At 61.1% G+C, this 17,248-nt stretch carries 21 protein-coding genes; 14 read left to right on the forward strand and 7 right to left on the reverse strand.

Annotation, left to right across the window (positions count from 1 at the left end; all coding sequences use genetic code 11):
* Positions 1-248 precede the first annotated feature (248 nt).
* From AC3B5Q_RS11510 to AC3B5Q_RS11565, 12 genes are all read left to right on the forward strand, one after another.
* Entirely contained in the window at positions 249-1,550 is a 1,302-nt protein-coding gene (locus AC3B5Q_RS11510) for an MFS transporter (RefSeq protein WP_103462399.1), read from the forward strand.
* A 1-nt stretch (position 1,551) separates the two neighbouring features.
* Positions 1,552-2,736, forward strand: coding sequence for a M20 aminoacylase family protein (locus AC3B5Q_RS11515; RefSeq protein ID WP_021782258.1), 1,185 nt, complete (start codon positions 1,552-1,554; stop codon positions 2,734-2,736).
* Positions 2,737-2,864: 128 nt separating this feature from the next.
* On the forward strand, positions 2,865-3,122 hold the full coding sequence (locus tag AC3B5Q_RS11520; RefSeq protein ID WP_021782259.1) for a hypothetical protein: 258 nt from the start codon (positions 2,865-2,867) through the stop codon (positions 3,120-3,122).
* Between the two features lie 65 nt (positions 3,123-3,187).
* Entirely contained in the window at positions 3,188-3,430 is a 243-nt protein-coding gene (locus AC3B5Q_RS11525; protein ID WP_021782260.1) for a hypothetical protein, read from the forward strand.
* Positions 3,427-4,224, forward strand: coding sequence for an exodeoxyribonuclease III (xth, locus tag AC3B5Q_RS11530; RefSeq protein WP_021782261.1), 798 nt, complete (start codon positions 3,427-3,429; stop codon positions 4,222-4,224). Before AC3B5Q_RS11525 ends, xth begins: the two co-directional genes overlap by 4 nt.
* Before the next feature lie 116 nt (positions 4,225-4,340).
* Positions 4,341-5,021: a thermostable hemolysin gene (locus AC3B5Q_RS11535; protein ID WP_028697243.1), complete on the forward strand. Its 681-nt coding sequence runs from the start codon at positions 4,341-4,343 to the stop codon at positions 5,019-5,021.
* Positions 5,011-6,480, forward strand: coding sequence for an AMP-binding protein (locus AC3B5Q_RS11540; RefSeq protein ID WP_488393090.1), 1,470 nt, complete (start codon positions 5,011-5,013; stop codon positions 6,478-6,480). The genes AC3B5Q_RS11535 and AC3B5Q_RS11540 overlap by 11 nt, the downstream gene beginning before the upstream one ends.
* A gap of 8 nt (positions 6,481-6,488) precedes the next feature.
* Positions 6,489-7,169, forward strand: a complete 681-nt coding sequence (locus AC3B5Q_RS11545; RefSeq protein WP_021782265.1) for an iron-containing redox enzyme family protein — start codon at positions 6,489-6,491, stop codon at positions 7,167-7,169.
* Positions 7,156-7,962, forward strand: a complete 807-nt coding sequence (locus AC3B5Q_RS11550) for an SDR family oxidoreductase (protein ID WP_103462402.1) — start codon at positions 7,156-7,158, stop codon at positions 7,960-7,962. The genes AC3B5Q_RS11545 and AC3B5Q_RS11550 overlap by 14 nt, the downstream gene beginning before the upstream one ends.
* Positions 7,959-8,600, forward strand: coding sequence for a hypothetical protein (locus tag AC3B5Q_RS11555; RefSeq protein ID WP_103444545.1), 642 nt, complete (start codon positions 7,959-7,961; stop codon positions 8,598-8,600). Before AC3B5Q_RS11550 ends, AC3B5Q_RS11555 begins: the two co-directional genes overlap by 4 nt.
* Before the next feature lie 2 nt (positions 8,601-8,602).
* Positions 8,603-9,265: a response regulator gene (locus AC3B5Q_RS11560; RefSeq protein ID WP_021782268.1), complete on the forward strand. Its 663-nt coding sequence runs from the start codon at positions 8,603-8,605 to the stop codon at positions 9,263-9,265.
* The gene (locus AC3B5Q_RS11565) at positions 9,262-10,626 is read left to right on the forward strand and encodes a sensor histidine kinase (RefSeq protein ID WP_021782269.1); all 1,365 of its coding nucleotides are present in this window, start codon (positions 9,262-9,264) and stop codon (positions 10,624-10,626) included. Before AC3B5Q_RS11560 ends, AC3B5Q_RS11565 begins: the two co-directional genes overlap by 4 nt.
* Before the next feature lie 12 nt (positions 10,627-10,638).
* Here the strand turns inward: AC3B5Q_RS11565 and arsH are convergent, their stop codons facing one another.
* Genes arsH through AC3B5Q_RS11585 form a run of 4 tightly spaced genes read right to left on the reverse strand, consistent with a single transcriptional unit; the run spans position 10,639 to position 13,505 of the window.
* Positions 10,639-11,340 (reverse strand): arsenical resistance protein ArsH, encoded by a 702-nt coding sequence (arsH, locus tag AC3B5Q_RS11570; RefSeq protein ID WP_103444544.1) that lies wholly within the window; start codon positions 11,338-11,340, stop codon positions 10,639-10,641.
* Between the two features lie 13 nt (positions 11,341-11,353).
* Entirely contained in the window at positions 11,354-11,824 is a 471-nt protein-coding gene (locus AC3B5Q_RS11575) for an arsenate reductase ArsC (RefSeq protein WP_021782271.1), read from the reverse strand.
* A 28-nt stretch (positions 11,825-11,852) separates the two neighbouring features.
* Positions 11,853-13,136 (reverse strand): arsenic transporter, encoded by a 1,284-nt coding sequence (locus AC3B5Q_RS11580; protein ID WP_021782272.1) that lies wholly within the window; start codon positions 13,134-13,136, stop codon positions 11,853-11,855.
* Between the two features lie 21 nt (positions 13,137-13,157).
* Positions 13,158-13,505 (reverse strand): metalloregulator ArsR/SmtB family transcription factor, encoded by a 348-nt coding sequence (locus AC3B5Q_RS11585; protein WP_021782273.1) that lies wholly within the window; start codon positions 13,503-13,505, stop codon positions 13,158-13,160.
* Positions 13,506-13,719: 214 nt separating this feature from the next.
* Here AC3B5Q_RS11585 and AC3B5Q_RS11590 point away from each other — a divergent pair, with 214 nt between their 5' ends.
* Positions 13,720-13,893, forward strand: a complete 174-nt coding sequence (locus tag AC3B5Q_RS11590) for a hypothetical protein (RefSeq protein ID WP_021782274.1) — start codon at positions 13,720-13,722, stop codon at positions 13,891-13,893.
* 119 nt (positions 13,894-14,012) lie between these two features.
* Here AC3B5Q_RS11590 and AC3B5Q_RS11595 read toward each other — a convergent pair whose 3' ends face one another.
* On the reverse strand, positions 14,013-15,020 hold the full coding sequence (locus AC3B5Q_RS11595; protein ID WP_021782275.1) for a zinc-binding alcohol dehydrogenase family protein: 1,008 nt from the start codon (positions 15,018-15,020) through the stop codon (positions 14,013-14,015).
* A 151-nt stretch (positions 15,021-15,171) separates the two neighbouring features.
* A complete protein-coding gene (locus tag AC3B5Q_RS11600; protein ID WP_021782276.1) occupies positions 15,172-15,969 on the reverse strand; it encodes an SDR family NAD(P)-dependent oxidoreductase in 798 nt (265 codons plus the stop codon).
* A 109-nt stretch (positions 15,970-16,078) separates the two neighbouring features.
* Between AC3B5Q_RS11600 and AC3B5Q_RS11605 the strand changes: the two genes are divergently transcribed.
* The gene (locus AC3B5Q_RS11605) at positions 16,079-17,020 is read left to right on the forward strand and encodes a GlxA family transcriptional regulator (protein WP_103444847.1); all 942 of its coding nucleotides are present in this window, start codon (positions 16,079-16,081) and stop codon (positions 17,018-17,020) included.
* On the opposite strand, the gene AC3B5Q_RS11610 is transcribed toward AC3B5Q_RS11605, so the two are convergent.
* A complete protein-coding gene (locus AC3B5Q_RS11610) occupies positions 16,962-17,222 on the reverse strand; it encodes a hypothetical protein (protein WP_230849522.1) in 261 nt (86 codons plus the stop codon). The genes AC3B5Q_RS11605 and AC3B5Q_RS11610 overlap by 59 nt on opposite strands.
* Positions 17,223-17,248: the final 26 nt, after the last annotated feature.

The following is a 17,248-nucleotide window of genomic DNA, read 5'->3' on the forward strand; positions in this document are numbered from 1 at the left end:
TTGGCGAGCGCATCCGTTTTAGACGGGCTTCGAACAAGCGTCAACGCTGCGCTACGGCTGCTGATTTGTGGGCGTTTTTGGGGCCGCGTGCGGAGCAAGGGCGAACTGTGCGCCAGCGCAGGGCAATTTGGCCAACGATCGTTCCGGTTAATTAACCATTGGTTATCCCTATGCCGAAACTGCAAGTGTATTGAGTGCCCGATTGGCTGATATTCGCTGCACGCCGCGATTTGCCAACGGAGATAACAATGATCAGACCGCTCCCCACATCGCCAAGCCTGCAAAAGGGTGCGCATTCAGCCGCGCAGGTATCGTCCTCCCGTAAAACCTTGATCGCCTGCTCGCTGGGCAATGCGCTGGAAATGTACGACTTCACGATCTACAGCTTCTTCGCTGTACTGATCGGCAAGCATTTCTTTCCCTCCGACTCGGCAATGGCGTCATTGTTGATGTCGCTGGCCACCTTTGGTGTCGGTTTTCTGATGCGTCCGGTCGGGGCGATGGTCATCGGTCGCTATGCTGACCGGCATGGACGCAAGGCAGCTTTGAGCCTGACCATCGGGCTGATGACCCTGGGCACCGCAATGATTGCCTTTGCGCCCACGTATTCACAGATCGGGATTTTCGCCACGCTGTTGCTGGTGACCGGCCGGCTCATCCAGGGCATGTCGGCTGGCGGGGAGGTCGGTACCGCGTCAGTGTTCCTGATGGAATCCAGTGCGGTCGGCAATCGCTGCCAGAGCGTCAGCTGGCAGGCCGCCAGCCAGGGCTATGCCGCCTTGGTGGGGGCCGGCTTTGGCCTGGCCCTCAGCCAGTTGCTCGACCCCGCGGCGCTGGAAAGCTGGGGATGGCGCATACCGTTCATTTTTGGCCTGCTGATCGGGCCGGTCGGTTGGTATATACGCACGCGTTTGCCGGAAACCCATGAGGCCGCACCGGCGCAGAAAGGGGAGCAGGGGCTGGATGCCGAACTGCTCAAACGCATCGCCCAAGGCATCGGCCTGATGGCCAGCTCGACCATTGGCATGTACCTGTTCGTGTTCTACATGCCGACCTACCTGACCACGGCCTTGCATTACCCACCCGGCAGCGCCATGGCGATTGCCTGTATCAGTAGCGGCTGCATGGCAGTCATCTGCCCGTTGGCCGGCAAATTCGCCGACAAGTATCAGCTCAGAAAACGCCTGCTGGTGTGGACGGTCGCCGCGCCGGTGGTGTTGACCCTGCCAGTGTTCTATCTGCTTGGGCACGTGCAGCACATGGGCCTGGCCATGATGGGCGTGGCGATCCTGATCTTGCCGACCTGTATCGGTGCCGGTGCGTTCTTCGCGCTGATCATGGAGGGCTTCCCGAAAGCCAGGCGGTCCTTCGGCACCTCGGTCAGCTACAGCCTGGGTGTGACCTTGTTCGGTGGCTTTTCGCCGTTGGTGGCCACCTGGTTGATTGCAGCGCTGGGCACGCCGTTGGCGCCTGCCTACTTTTTGCTGGCCGGCGGTGTTGTAAGCCTGGCCTGCCTCAGGTACTTCCCCGAAAACAAAGGATGCGAGTGATATGGGTATTTTGCAGAGCAATCAAACACCGGGCTCAGCCGCCGAGCTGGAAGAGTTCGTCATGCTGCGCCGGCAGATCCACGCTGCGCCGGAAATTGGCGGCGACACCCCGGATACGGCGGCCCTGGTAGCCGACAAGCTGCAAGCTTTGGGCTACGAAGTGCATCGCAATGTGGGCGGGCATGGTGTGGTCGGCGTGCTGAAAGTGGGGGACAACCCGCGCAGCATCGGTTTGCGTGCAGACATGGACGCACTGCCCATGGGCGAAAAGAATGCGTTTGCGCATGCCAGCAAGATCCCCGGCCGCATGCATGCCTGTGGCCATGACGGGCATACCGCGATCCTGCTGGCAGCCGCTGCGCAACTGGCGGCTACACGCCAGTTCAACGGCACGTTGAACGTGATATTCCAGCCCGACGAGGAAGGCCTGGCGGGGGCCAAGGCGATGATCGACGACGGCCTGTTCGAGCGCTTTCCGTGCGACTCGGTGTATGCGCTGCATAACATGCCCGGCCTGCCGGTGGGCACTTGCGTGGTGCAGGCGGGGCCAACCATGGCGTCCTCCGAGCGTGTCAGCATTCGGATTACCGGCAAAGGCGGGCATGGGGCGATGCCGGAACTGTCGGTAGACCCGGTGATGGCGTTGAACAGCCTGATCAGTGGTATCCAGACCATCAAGTCGCGCAACCTCAGCGTCGAGGACTACGCCGTGATCAGCATCGGCATGATCCAGGCCGGCACTGTCTACAACATCATCCCTGACGAGGCCTGCATGTTGCTGAGCGTGCGCACCGACACGGCCCAGACCCAGCAGAAGATCAACAGCCGCATTGACGCCCTGGCCAAGGGGCACGCTGAAAGCTTTGGCGTGGAGATCGACGTGCAATTCACCCAACTGGCGCCCGCCTTGTGCAACAGCGATGACGAAAGTGCGTTGCTGCGTGAAAGCCTGAGGCCGTTGTTCGCCGACGGCGCGCTGCTGGACAAGATGCCCAAGAAGGTCATGGGCACCGAAGACTTTGCCTACATGTTGCAGGCGCGGCCTGGCTGTTACTTCATGCTGGGCAATGGCACGGGCGAGTTCCATGGTTGCTCGGTGCATAACCCCCACTACGATTTCAATGATGCGTTGGTGAAGATTGGCGCTGATTGTTGGGTGAAGTGGGTTCAGGACTATCTGCGTTGACCCTGCGTCATCTGCGCTGGAATGGTCTACGCTCTCAGCCGAAGCGCGTCGTTACAGGCTTCATCCCGATATCGTCGCTCTGGCGATTCACACCGACGGACCATGCTCGGTCCAAAGAGGGTGCTGCAATGGCGACTATCGACACCGAGAACCTTGCAAAGGGGCTGCAGCAGGTTGAAGCCTGCTGGCAGGCGTATACCTTGTCACAGCGGCTTGTCGAAGGCCTTGAGGGCATCGACCTGAGCAGTGCCATTGAAACCGCCAACCGCGATTTCACAAGGTTTCAGAACCAGTGCCAGCTTTTTTATGCCGAAGTGCGCAAGAGGGCAGCCGATGCGGACAAACTGGAGAGCGACATGGCACTGTATCCCCATTACTTTCAGTGACACCTGATTGAACGTCGCGCTGTGCCCGGGTTCTGACAAGCAAAGGGTACGGCGAGGACGCTTTCATGAGCATCGAACGCAACATTCCCGAGCTTGAAGCCTGGTACGCCCAGTACGACGACATCAGTTACCGGCGCGAGTCACCGGATGCCTACCACCATGAACTGCTCCGCACTGCCGAGGCCCTGCGCGACGACGGTGCCATCGACTGGGACGACTGGTTGGCGCTCAAGGCGCTGGCCGATGAAGCGCATATCCGCGCGCTGGAAGATGCCGTGCAGGCCCATGTGAGCGACCCGGACGCATGAAAGCGCTGAAGATTGCCACCTTCAACATCAATGGCATCCGCAGCCGTCTGCCGGCGCTCTTGGCCTGGCTGGAGCGGGAGCAACCTGACATCGCCTGCCTGCAGGAGCTGAAGGCGGCCGATCAGCAGTTCCCTCGTGCGGAGCTTGAGGCGGCAGGCTATGGCAGCCTTCATCATGGGCAACCGTCATGGAACGGCGTGGCCATTCTGGTGCGGGGCAGCGATCCGCTTGAGGTTCGCCGCGGCTTGCCCGGCATGGAAGAGGACGGCCAGAGCCGCTATCTGGAAGCTGCGGCACACGGGGTATTGGTCGCGTGCCTCTACCTGCCGAACGGCAACCCGCAGCCCGGGCCCAAGTTCGATTACAAGCTGCACTGGTTCGAATGCCTGATCAAGCATGCACGCAGCCTCTATGAAAGTGGCCACCCCACGCTGCTGGCAGGGGATTTCAATGTCGTGCCCACTGACATGGACATCTATAACCCGCGTTCCTGGATGAAGGACGCATTGCTGCAACCTGAGTCGCGAGCGTGTTACCAACGACTGCTTGACCAGGGCTGGCTCGATGCCATACGCCATCTGTACCCGGACGAGCGTGTCTACACCTTCTGGGACTATTTCCGTAACCACTGGGCGCGCAATGCCGGGTTGCGAATCGATCATCTGTTGCTCAACCCCGAGCTTGCGCCTTATCTGAAACGGGCGGGTGTCGATGCGTGGGTGCGTAACGAGGCCAAGGCCAGCGACCATGCACCCGTCTGGATCGAGCTGGGTACGCGTCGTGCTCGGTCATAGTCAATCCAGCACATGAACGAATGCCTGGCTGATGCGCTTCGACGGTAGTCGACTTCAGATTGCATTCAGATTCGGCCCTGATAATTCCCTCCGTCGCACCCAGGCGGGGAAATTTCATGACTCAGTCTCATCAATGGCACAGTTTGCTTCCGTTACCCATCGGTAGCCATGCCGATCATCAGGCGCATCTTTCTCTTCACCTCAGCGACGATCAAGGGCGCGGCGAGCTGGAGCACTTCATCCACGAGCGCTTTGCCAGCGTGCACCAGGCGGATGTGCAGCATTACCTGCCGGAACTGCTTGCCTTGCAGGGTAGCCACGGTCGCCTGATCGCGGCGGCAGGCATGCGACCGGCCAGCGAAGGGCCGCTCTTCCTTGAGCGGTATCTGGACGAGCCTCTGGAATCTGCTGTTTCACGGGTAACCGGTGCCTCACCGGATCGCAACTGCATGGTAGAAGTAGGCAACCTGGCCTCGCTCAGCGCCGGCAGCGCTCGAATAATGATCATCGCCGTGACGTGGTTGCTGGCCATGCGCGGTTTGGAGTGGGTGGCATTCACGGGCGCCGCGACACTGTTCAACAGTTTCCGGCGACTGGGGCTGGTGCCCACTGTTCTGGCCTCAGCGGATCCTGCTCGCATGCAGGGCCAAGTGGACCAGTGGGGGACCTACTACGACCAGCGACCACAGGTATTTGCCGGCAACATAGGCTTTGGCTTCGATGCCCTGAAGCAGGCGGGCATGTTCGAGCGGCTTGGGTTTCCCATGTTAGCCCTGGAGACCGGCCATGCGGCATGAACTGACTGCCTTTCAGGCACTGTTGCGCCAGCACGCCGTGGAACATCCTGACGCCGTGGCCGTCCAGGGAGATGCGCAGCGTTACACCTACCAGCAACTGCTTGACGAAGTCCAATCTCGCGCGGCCAGCCTGCGCAACCAACCTGCGGGAACCTTCGCCGTGGTGCTGGATAACGGGCCCGAAGCGCTATTCTGGGATCTGGCGGCGCTGTTCGCTGAACGTGCCAGTGTGATAGTGCCGTCGTTTTTCAGCGCAGCCCAGTTCCAGCACTGCTTGCAGCAAAGCGGAGTGACGGCGGTCGTGTGCGAGGCGCAGTGGGCTGATCAGCTCACTGCGCTTGGCTTTGACCAGCAGGCACCAGCGAATGTCTGGCTGCGTGACAGTGTTGCCGCCCCGGCGCTGCCTGAGGGCACTGCCAAGATCACTTACACCTCCGGTAGCACCGGCACGCCCAAAGGCGTGTGCCTGAGCGCTGAAACCATGCTGCGTGTGGCGCATGAGCTGGAGGCCGCCAGCCGCCCAGCCGAGCCGCAGCGATACCTGGCGGTACTGCCACTGGGGGTTTTGCTGGAAAACCTGGGCGTCTACGCTGCGCTCATGGCTGGCGCTTGTGTGCAGCTCTATCCACAGCAGCAGTTGGGGATGGGAGGGGCAAGCCAGGTCGACTTCAAGCGCCTGCTGGGCGCAATCGCCCTCAGTGGTGCGCAGAGCCTGATCCTGGTGCCGCAGCTGCTGATGGGGTTGGTGACAGCGATCGAGCGTGGCCTGATGCGGGTCGGCCCACTGCGTTTGGTGGCGGTAGGCGGTGCTCGGGTATCGCCAAGCCTGCTCGCGCGGGCCGAGGCGGTCGGTTTGCCGGTGTTCGAAGGTTACGGCTTGTCCGAGTGCGCCTCGGTAGTGGCGCTCAATCGCACAGGGGCTGTACGCCCGGGGAGCGTTGGCAAGCCGTTGCCGCATGTGCAGGTGCGCATCGCCGAGGATGGCGAAGTTCTGGTGGCCGGCTCGATATTGCTGGGCTACCTGGGAGAGCCGCCTGTAACCGGGCAGTGGTGGGCAACAGGCGATGTAGGCCACCTCGATGAGGAGGGCTACCTGTATCTGGATGGCCGCAAGAAGCACCAGTTCATTACCAGCTTCGGGCGCAACGTCAACCCGGAGTGGGTGGAAGCCGAGCTGAGCCAAAGTGGCGTGATCGCCCAGGCTTTCGTGCATGGCGAAGCCCTGCCAAACAACCTTGCCTTGCTCTGGCCCCTGGATCCCGGCATCAGCGACGAGGCCATCGAACAGGCCGTACAGCAATGCAACGCGCGGTTGCCCGATTACGCCCGGGTACACGCCTGGCGCCGTTTACCTGTGCCTCTGAGCACGCTTGACGAAACCTTGACTGCCAATGGCCGCCCGCGACGTGAGGCGATCTTGCAGCGTTACCACACCCTGTTATCCGACATCTCGTTGTGAGGTTCACAATGTCCTTTTTCGACACCCTGCAAGTACAAACCGCCCAAGAGCGTCAGGCGCTGTTCGCCGTACCGGTGATCCGCGAGGCCCTGGCCGGCCAGGTCAGCCTGGACAGCTACGTCGCGTTCCTGACTCAGGCTTATTACCATGTGCGCCATACCGTGCCGCTGATGATGGCCTGTGGGGCACGATTGCCGCTACGGCTGGAGTGGCTGCGCGGCGCGGTCTGCGAATACATCGAGGAGGAATACGGCCACGAACAGTGGATCCTCAACGACATCAAAGCGTGCGGCGGTGACTGGGAGGCCGTGCGCGATGGCCAGCCGGTGCAATCCATCGAGCTGATGGTTGCCTACCTGTACGACTTGATCGCACGCGGCAACCCGGTCGGGTTGTTCGGCATGGTCAACGTGCTCGAAGGCACCAGCATCGCCCTGGCCACCCAGGCGGCGGGCGTTATCCAGAACACATTGGCACTGCCTGACCAGGCGTTCAGCTACCTTAGCTCGCACGGTGCGCTCGATCAGGACCACATGGTGACCTACAAACAGTTGATGGACCGCCTCGACGATGCCGGTGACCAGCAGGCCGTCCTCCACGCGGCCAAGGTCGTCTACCGCTTGTATACCGAGATGTTCCAGGGCTTGCCGCGTGTCGGGCAGCAAGAGGTGCACCATGCGTTTGGCTGAGTCCGTGGTGATCCTCACCGGCGCCAGTGGGGGCATAGGCCTGGAACTGGCTGAACAGCTCTGCGCTGCCGGTGCCCAGGTGTTGGCGGTCAGCCGGCATATGGGCAAGCTGGCTGGCCTGATGAACCGGTACCCTGATCGTCTGCGCTGGCAGGAAGCCGACCTGCGCAGCCAGTCAGGGCGCGAACACGTCATCGAGCGGGCACGCGAGATGGGGGCTGTCAATGTGCTGATCAACGCGGCTGGCGTGAATCGCTTCGCTCTGCTCGACCAGCTGGATGAGCATGCGCTGGACGAGCTATTGGACATCAATCTGAAGGCGCCTTTGCAACTGACACGCGCCTGCCTGCCGTTGCTGCGCGCTCAGCCCAAGGCGTTGGTGGTCAATGTCGGGTCAACCTATGGCTCGATCGGCTACCCCGGCTACGCCACCTACTGCGCCAGCAAGTTTGCGCTGCGTGGTTTTTCGGAAGCGCTGCGCCGCGAGTTGGCCGATACCACGGTGAACGTGCTGTATGCCGCCCCAAGGGCAACCCGTACAACGATGAACAGCAGCGCCGCGACTGCGCTCAATCAAGCGCTGAAAGTTGGCATGGACGACCCTGCGGACGTCGCTCGTGCTGTGCTTCAGGCGGTGCAATCCGAGCGCACCGAGCTTTATCTGGGGTGGCCGGAAAAGCTCTTCGTGCGTATCAACGGCATGTTGCCGGGCATGGTCGATCGCGCACTGCGCAAGCAACTGCCTGTCATTCGCCGCTATATCGGCAGCCATTCCAAGGAGTCGAACAAATGAAGCGTCTGTTCATTGCCAGCTTGCTGGCATTCGCACCCTTCACCTGGGCTTTGGACCAGGCAGGCAGCCAGCGCCTGAGCGATTTGCAGCAGCGCTGGGCGCAGATTCAGTACCAAATGCCCAAGGACAAGCGTGCCGACGCCTTCGAAAAGCTGGCAGGCGATGCAGCAACATTTGTTCATCAGTATCCCGGCACACCTGAACCCTTGATCTGGGAGGGCATCATCAACAGCAGTTGGGCGGGGGCGACGGGTGGCCTCAGTGCACTGGGCAAGGTCAAGGCGGCGAAAGCCAGCCTGGAGCAGGCCATGAAGCTGGAGCCCAACGCGCTGCAAGGTTCGGCCTACACCAGCCTGGGTACGCTGTATGATCAGGTGCCAGGCTGGCCTATCGGTTTCGGTGATACCGAAATGGCCGACAAGATGCTGCGCAAAGCCTTGCAGATCAACCCCAACGGTATCGACAGCAACTATTTCTGGGCTGATCATCTGTATCGGCAGAAGCGCTACCCTGAAGCTACCGCAGCCCTGCAGAAAGCCTTGCAGGCACCGCCCCGGCCGGGGCGTGAGTTGGCTGACCAGGGCCGGCGTGCCGATATCGATGCTTTACTCAAGGCCATCAAGGACAAACAGGACTGAACATGCGGCTGTTGCTGGTTGAGGATGACATTGCACTGGGGGAGGGGATTTGCGACGGCTTACGCCAGGAGGGGTACACCCTCGACTGGTTGTGTGACGGTGTCAGTGGCTTGCATGCGCTGCAACACGAGACCTTCGACCTGCTGATCCTGGATCTTGGATTGCCCCGTATGGATGGCATCGAGCTACTCAGGCGATTACGCGCAGGCGGCGACAGCTTGCCGGTGCTGATCCTCACCGCGCGGGATGCTCTCGATGATCGCATTGCCGGCCTGGATGCCGGCGCCGATGATTACCTGGTCAAGCCTTTCGACCTCAACGAGCTCAAGGCGCGCTTGCGCGCCTTGCTGCGGCGCAGCGTAGGGCGCGCCAAGGTGCTGATCGAGCATGCCGGGGTCAGCCTGGACCCGGCCACCCAGCAAGTGCACTACAATGGCGTCGAAGTTGTGCTCACCCCCAAAGAGTATGTGCTGCTGCATGAGTTGCTGGCACATCCCGGCAAGGTATTCACGCGTGAACGCCTGACTCAACTGCTGTATGGCTGGGATGAAGAGCCGGAGAGCAACACGCTGGAGGTGAACATCTACCACCTGCGCAAGAAGCTGTTCAACGGCCTGATTCGCACGGTGCGCGGCATTGGCTATCTGGTCGAGGTCAAGGCATGAGCTCGCTACGCCAGCGTACGCTGTGGCGTGTGATGCTCTTGCTGCTACTCGGCACCGGCCTGCTTGCGCTCTATAACTACCATGACAGCAGCCACGAAATTAACGAGGTGTATGACGCGCATCTCGCCCAGAATGCGCGTTTGCTGCAAGGCGTCATGAGCATGCCGGTACAAGAGGGCTCGCGTGAGGCGCTGTATCAGGCCTTCAACGATGCCTTGGGCAAAGCGGGGCGGCACCAGGTGGGCCACCCTTACGAAAGCAAGCTGGCGTTCCAGGTCTGGGGTGAAGGCATGGCATTGCTGGTACATACACCCAGTGCGCCGTCAATTGACCCACCACCCACTGCTCCAGGGTTCTACGACTTTTCCAGTGGTGGTGAACAATGGCGCGGTTTCGTTTTGCCGGTGCCGGAAAAACACTGGCTTATATGGGTGGGTGAGCGTGATGATGTGCGCTACGACCTGATCGACCGCATCGTTCGCCACACGCTGTTCCCGTTCCTGCTTGGCAGCCTGGCATTGGCACTGCTGGTGTGGGCTGCGATCGGCTGGGGGCTACGGCCACTGCAGAACATGGCCAATGTCATCCGCAGGCGCCATGCCGATTCGCTGGAGCCGCTGCAACTGGTACCGCTTCCCACTGAACTGGAGCCCATGCAGGCGGCCATCAATCGCCTGCTGGCGCAAATCGACGATCTGCTGCGACGTGAACATCGCTTCATTGCCGATGCTGCCCACGAAATGCGTACGCCTCTGGCCGTACTGCGGCTGCACGCGCAGAACGCGCTGGCCGCCAGCAATGATGCCGAGCGCGAGAAAGCCTTGGGCTTTCTTGTGGGCGGGGTCGATAGGCTGACACGGGTGGTCAACCAGTTGCTGACATTGGCCCGCGTTGAGCCAAAACTGGGGCAGCGAGCCAGCACCCGGGTCGACCTTGCCGAAGTCGTCACCGAAACCCTGGCTGAACTGGCGCCATGGATACTGGACCGTGGCCTGGAACCCTCGCTGGACATCGACGAAGGGGACCACCACCTGCAGATCGACGCTGGCGCGCTGGGCATTGCGCTACAGAACCTTGTGTCCAACGCGGTAGAACACTCACCGCCTGGTGGGCGCATAGCCGTGTCACTGCGGCGCCTGGACAGCAGCGTCGAACTGGTCGTCGAGGATGAAGGGACGGGTATCGATGAGGAGAGCCTGTCCCGTGTATTCGAACGCTTTTATAGCCGCAATAGCCCAAATGGTGCTGGCCTCGGGCTCTCCATCGTCGCGACCATCATCGGCCGCATGGGTGGGCAGGTACGTCTTGAAAACAGATCGGCTGGCGGGCTGGCCGCTACCCTGTCGTTTCCACTGTCTTGAACCGAGGTTGCTTCAGATTGATCGCTGATTGACCCGCTCAGATAGCTGCTCGGCGCTTTCCTTGCGTTCTGAATATCGGTCCACCAGGAATGCCTGACGGTCGCGTAGCAGGACGGTGAACTTCACCAGCTCCTCCATGACATCAACCACCCGATCGTAGTAGGGCGATGGCTTCATCCGTCCGGCGTCGTCGAACTCCAGATAAGCCTTGGGAACCGAAGACTGGTTCGGGATGGTGAACATCCGCATCCAGCGGCCCAGCACGCGCAACTGGTTGACCACGTTGAACGACTGCGAGCCGCCGCACACCTGCATCACGGCCAGGGTCTTGCCTTGGGTGGGACGCAGCGCACCCAGCGCCAAGGGAATCCAGTCAATCTGTGCCTTGAACACCGCCGACATCGCCCCATGGCGCTCCGGCGAGCACCACACCTGGCCTTCTGACCACTGCACCAGGTCACGCAGCTCCTGCACTTTGGGATGCTCTACGGGTACATCGTCAGGCAGCGGCAGGCCCGACGGGTCGAAGGTGCGGGTTTCGGCACCGAGGTGCTCCAGTAGGCGTGCGGCTTCTTCTACCAGCAAGCGACTGAAGGAGCGTTCTCGGGTAGACCCGTACAGCAGCAGGATACGTGGTTTGTGTTCGCTGGTCGGGGTTGCCGAAGGTGGCAGGTCGAACAGCGTGAGGTCGAGGTTAGGCAGTTGCTCGGACATGTATTTTTCCTGTTCAAAGCGAGCCGATGCGATCCAGCGCGTGCTTGAGCTGCGCGCGGTCGAGTTGATCGAACGGCAGTGCGAAGAAGGCCTGGCAGCGAGATTCGATGCGGGCCAGTGTGGCCCGGAACGCCGCATCGACCGAAGCTTCGTCACCCACGACATCGGACGGGTCTTCCAGCCCCCAATGCGACTTCAGCGCAGGGCCGAAATACACCGGGCAGGCTTCGCCCGCGGCCTTGTCGCAGACGGTGATGACGATGTCAGGCGGGTTGCCCTCGAACGCATCGTTGCCTTTGCTGCTCAGGCCCTTGGTCGAGATATTGGCTTGCTGCAACGTGCTCAGGCTGCGTGGCAACACCTGGCCCTTGGGGAAGCTGCCAGAGCTGACCGCCTCGAAACCGGGCGGTGCCAGGTGGTTGAACATTGCTTCGGAAAGGATGCTGCGGCAGCTGTTGGCCGTGCACATGAACAGGACTCGCATGGAGGGCTCCTCCGCTGGGTGGCGAACGTCAGAGGCTCAGGCGCAGTGCCAGAGCAGAAAGGGTGATCAGCAAAACCGGTACCGTGAGCAGCAGGCCGACCTTGAAGTAGTAACCCCAGGTGATGCGCATGCCTTTACGCGCCAGCACATGCAGCCAAAGCAGCGTGGCGAGGCTGCCGATCGGGGTGATTTTCGGGCCAAGGTCGCAGCCGATGACATTGGCGTAGATCATCGCCTCACGTACCAGGCCCTCTGCGCCGCTGGCCTGGATCGACAATGCGCCGATCAGCACGCTGGGCATGTTGTTCATGACTGAGGACAGCAGCGCGGAGATCAACCCGGTGCCAATGGCCGCGCTCCACAGTCCCTGCCCGGCAAGCCAGTCCAGCAGATGGGTGAGCATGTCCGTAAGGCCGGCGTTCTTCAGGCCGTACACCACCAGGTACATGCCCAGAGAAAAGATCACCACCTGCCACGGCGCTTCCCGCAGCACGCGACGGGTTGAGATGCGGTGACCACGAGCGGCCACGGCAAAGAGGATTGCGGCGCAGACGGCGGCCACCGCACTGATCGGGATGCCCAGAGGTTCCAGTACGAACAGGCCTGCAAGCAACACCAGCAGCACCCACCAACCGACTTTGAAGGTGGCGTGGTCATGAATTGCCTCGCTCGGCGCCTTCAGCGCATCGAGCGCGTACTGCTTGGGGATATCACGACGGAAAAACAGAAAAAGCACCAGCAGGGTGGTCGCCACGCTGGCGATATTCACCGGCACCATCACCGATGCGTATTCGGCGAAGCCCAGGCCGAAGTAGTCGGCGGAGACGATGTTGACCAGGTTGGAAACCACCAGCGGCAGGCTTGCCGTGTCGGCAATGAAGCCTGCTGCCATGACAAAGGCCAGTGTCGCAGCAGGTGAGAAGCGCAGCGCGAGCAGCATCGACATGACGATGGGGGTGAGGATCAGCGCCGCACCGTCGTTGGCGAACAGGGCCGATACAGCGGCGCCGAGCAGTACGCAGAAGGCGAACAGGCGGTAGCCACCGCCGTTTGCCCAGCGCGCCACATGCAATGCGGCCCATTCGAAGAAACCTGCCTCATCCAGCAGCAAGCTGATGATGATGATCGCGATGAACGTGGCGGTGGCGTTCCAGACAATGGCCCATACGGCAGGGATGTCATGCAGCGAAACCACGCCTGTAGCCAGGGCAATGAGGGCGCCTAGCGCGGCGCTCCAGCCAACCCCGAGCCCCTTGGGCTGCCAGATGACCAATATGAGGGTGAACACGAAGACAGCAATGGCGGGCAGCATGAATATCTCGCTTGGTGATGATCAGCAGCAGGCCGAATCACGAACGGGGCGGCCGTCCATGTTCTTCAGCCGAAGGGCGTTGTCTGCCAGCCATTGCGAATTGGCTTGCAAGGTGACCTGCAGCATCTCGTGAACCCAGGAAGGCAGCTCCGGATTCAGGCGGTAATACACCCACTGGCCCTGACGGCGGTCCAGCAGCATGCCATTGCTGCGCAGTTGTGCCAGATGGCGACTGATCTTGGGCTGGCTGTCGTCCAGCGCGCACATCAGTTCGCAGACGCACAGTTCGCCCAGGCTGGCGATAAGCAGGGTGGCGCGAGCGCGGGTTTCGTCAGAGAGGCTCTTGAAGACATCGGGCGGAGTGATCATGGGGGCGCCTGAATATATGGAAAACCGAATATACGTATTACCATATGTACAGGCAAGCATTCTTGGGCGTGGGCACATGCAGCCCAGCATGGCCATGGCCCCTCCGGTCGACAAAAGCAGGGTTTTGGCAGGCTTCAGGCCCTGATGGCAATGCAGGGTGTATAGTGCCTGCTCGGGTGACTGTCGTTCAGTGGCTCATAACCGAGAGGCCAACATGTCCCAGACGTACCCCAACGCGGCCCAAAAAGCCCATGTGCGCATCTGCGAGCAGGTCGAGGCCTTCCTTCAGCATGGCGGCCGCATTCAGCAGGTAGCGATCGGTGTCACCGGTTACTCTGAAGGTGTCTCCAGGGCGCAATGGAAAAAAGGGCGCACTGCAAAGCCTTGAGAATGCCGGCAGCCGCCGTGAAACGTTCCTTTCAGGTAATGGTTCACGGCTTGTGCATTCGCGAAGCGGAGTACGGGGTGGTCATGAAAGCTGAGCCTTGCCTCGGAACCGGAACGCTATCAGAAGCCTTCCAGAACAATCTTGCCGCGTGCTTTCCCGCTCTCGATCAAGGCGTGAGCGCGTTTGAGGTGCTCGGCGTTGATGGTGCCGTAGTGCTCGCCGAGGGTAGTCTTGAGCACCCCATCATCGACCAGCTGTGAAATGCGATCGAGTAGTTGATGCTGCTTGATCATGTCCTCGGTCTGGTACAGCGAACGGGTGAACATGAGCTCCCAGTGCAGGGAAAGGGATTTGCGCTTGAGCGGCATGACATCCAGTTGTGCCGGGTCGTCGATCAGCGCGAGCTTGCCTTGTGGACGAAGCACTTCGACCAGTTGGGGGAGGTAGGTGTCGGTATGGGTCAGGCTGATCACATGATCGACCGGGTTCAGCTTCAGCGCTTCCAGTTGATGGGGGATCGGTTTGGTGTGATCGATGACATGATGCGCCCCCAGCTCCTTGACCCAGGCTTGGGTTTCAGGCCTTGAAGCGGTGCCGATGACAACCAGCTGTGTGAGTTTGCTGGCGAGCTGGACCAGGATCGAGCCCACCCCGCCGGCGGCTCCGATCACCAGAAGGCTTTGGCCCTGGCCCCCGTTTTCCTCAATACCCAGGCGGTCGAACAGTAGCTCCCATGCGGTGATGGAAGTAAGGGGCAGGGCTGCGGCACTGGCGTTGTCCAGGCTGCGGGGTTTGTGTCCGACGATACGCTCGTCCACCACATGGCGCTCGCTGTAGCTGCCAGCACGGTCGATGGCCCCGGCGTAGAAAACCTCATCGCCAGGTTGGAACAACGTGACCTCTGGCCCAACCTCGCGAACAACGCCAACCGCATCCCAGCCGAGAACCTGTGGTTGCTCACCGCCGCGGCTCGCGCGGATTTTCGTGTCGACCGGGTTGACAGCAATGGCCTTTACCTCGACCAGCAGATCCCGGGCTCCCGGCTTGGGTTCGGGCAACTGCGCGTCATACAACGACTGCGGGTCCTGGATCGGCAAACCGGGTTGGGTGTAAACGACAGCCTTCATTGGCGCAACCTCTTGGGTAGGGGAAAAGTGAGCTCAGGCTAGTCGTTTCGATTAAGGCGATAAACTGGCCAAATAGCGCAAGACTTTCCCTCCTTCAGTGAAAATGGTGTGAGGCGCTCGTTACCAAGTGTAAGCGCCTCACGCGCAACCGTCAGCTGGCGCTGTACCGCGGTGCAAGCTGGTTGCTGGATAATTGGCCGAACAAGGCCTGGCGGGCAGCTTCGTATTGGTCGAAGGCTTGCAGATCTTGCATTGACGGCAAGGAGATCAGCACCCCGTTGTCGAAGTCCTGCAGCGCACCGTCCACCAAGTCCTGGGCCGACATCACGATGCCGGGGTCGAGGTTTTCGACCGGTAAGCCGCCGATTTGCCAGAAATCAGTGGCGGTGGCCCCGGGCAGTACCGCCTGCACCTGCACCCCCTTGCCCGTCAGCTCCTTGTTCAAGGACTGGGTGAACGCAGTGACGTACGCCTTGCTGCCGCCGTAGACGCCGTTGAGCAGTTCTGGCGCCAGGCTGACGATGGACGAGATATTGATGATCGCCCCCCGCTCACGCGCCACAAAACCGGGTACAGCCGCATAGGTCAGGCGGGTGAGGGCGGTCACGTTCAGGCTGATCATTTCGGCCATGCGCTCGACATCGCTTTCCAGCAGGCTGGTATGGGTGCCGATGCCGGCGTTGTTCACCAGCATGCTGATGCTGGCATCTTCGCGCAGTTTGCGTTCTACCTTGGCAAGGTCATCTGTATTGGCCAGGTCGGCCGGGAACACTTCCACATTCTGCTGGGTTTCGGTGGTGAGCCGGCCCGCCAATGCGTTAAGGCGCTCCCGGTTGCGGGCCACCAGTACCAAGTCATAACCGCGGCGTGCCAACTGCTCTGCGTAGAGCGAACCGATGCCGGTGGAAGCGCCGGTGACAAGCGCGGTGCCTTTGAATGCCTGTGCCATGGTGATACTCCGTTGCTTTGAGTGGGTGGAGCCATGATGCAGAAGACGGTTATTGTCTTAAAGGACGTATATGGTAGTGTTTCAGGACATTGCTAAGTGGGGTTCAACCATGCACCGGGTTGGCTATTTGTTAACCGAAGGCTTTCAGATCATGTCCCTGGCAACGCAAACCGTGTTCGAGTTTGCCAACATCGTCGCCGGCAAAGCGGTTTACAGGCTCGAGAACTTCTCTGTCGGTGGCGGCACGATGCGCTCCTCGTTGGGGATGTCTGTCGAGACGCTGCCTTTGGCCGCCCCTGGCCTGGCCGACACCTGGATGGTGACGGGTACGCTGACGCCGTTGACGCCGCCCGGTGAAGAGGTGCTGGACAGCGTGCGGGGCTTCGTCGACGCTGCGCGGCGCACTGCGGGTCTTTGCACCGGCTGTTTCGTACTGGCACAGGCCGGGGTGCTGGATGGGCGGCGTGCTACAACCCACTGGGCCTACGCGAACAAGTTGCGTGAGTTGCACCCGAAAATCGACGTCGAGGAAGACCGGATCTTCATCGTCGATGGGTCGATATGGACGTCCGCCGGCATGACCGCCGCCCTGGACATGGCCCTGGGCATGGTGGAAAAGGATCTGGGCAACGAGATGGCCAGGTCGGTGGCGCACAAGATGGTCATGCATCAACGCCGTTCTGGTGGGCAGTCGCAACACTCCGAACTGTTGTCGCTGTCGCCCAGGACTGACCGTATCCAGAGCGCGCTGGATTACGCGCGCGGTCACCTCAGCCGCCCATTGAGCGTGGAAGAGCTGGCCCAGGTGGCGCACCTGAGCCCTCGGCAGTTCACCCGTGTATTCACTGCCGAGACCGGGCAATCACCCGCCAAGGCCATCGAGGGCCTGCGGCTCGAGGCTGCCCGGCTGATGATCGAGCAGAGCCGGCACAGCCTGGAGGTGGTGGCCAAGGAAACCGGGTTCAGGGACCGCCGGCACATGCGCGAGGTGTTCATCCGTGGGTTTGGCGTCCCTCCTCAGGCGGTGCGAAGGGATGCTCGGCAAGTGTGACCTGCGCTTTCGTTGAAGCGCTTTTATTCTTGCGCCATCCCCTCAGGTTCATGACGCACAACACAAGCTGCAGCACAATCAAAGCCCAGGCCTGGGCATGCCACCCCCAGACTGACCACAGTATGTTGCTGGCGATAAAACAGCAGAAGCCCACCATGCGCCGTCCTGGACGGTGCGACCCGATACACCAGGCTGCCACCACCGTGACCAGCATGGCCGGCCACTCCA

Source organism: Pseudomonas sp. D5(2026) (assembly GCF_057766845.1).